The organism is Stenotrophomonas sp. STEN008, assembly GCF_056760435.1.
This window is the reverse complement of sequence record NZ_JBRRET010000089.1, coordinates 1-517: the sequence shown is the minus strand read 5'-3', so window position 1 is coordinate 517 and position 517 is coordinate 1. Positions and strand designations below refer to the sequence as shown.

General features: G+C 69.4%; 1 protein-coding gene. It reads left to right on the top strand.

Going from position 1 to position 517, the window contains the following annotated elements:
- Nucleotide 1: 1 nt before the first annotated feature.
- Nucleotides 2-517 (top strand): type VI secretion system Vgr family protein (locus tag ACVOME_RS18670; RefSeq protein ID WP_481505396.1); only part of this gene is annotated, 516 nt, incomplete at its 3' end.

The window sequence follows — 517 nt, the reverse complement described above, 5'->3', positions numbered from 1 at the left end:
GCTGTCGCTGGATGCGGGCCTGCCGCTGGGCCCGCTGATCGGGCAGGGCGCGCTGCTGCAGATGCAGCAGGCCGACGGCAGCCTGCGGCCGTTGCATGGACGCATCACCGCTGCCGAGCGGCTGGGCAGCAATGGCGGCCTGGCACGCTACCGGCTGCGCCTGCAGCCGTGGCTGGCGTTCCTGTCGCAGCGGGTGGACAGCTATGTGTTCCACGACAGGACGGTCGTGGAGATCGTCGAGGACATCTTCGCCGACTACGGTGGCCTGGCCCCGGCCTGGCGCTGGTCGCTGGCCGATGGCGGCCAGTACGCCCGGCGCAGCCTGACCACGCAGTACCAGGAAAGCGACCTGGCCTTCCTGCAGCGCCTGCTGGCCGAGGAAGGCATCTATTACTGGTTCGAGCATGCCGGTGACCCTGGCAGTGCCGACTTCGGCAGCCACACCCTGGTGCTGGCCGATCACAGCCATGACACCGCCGAGCTGGGCAGCGTGCGCTTCCATCGGCGCGATGAGAGC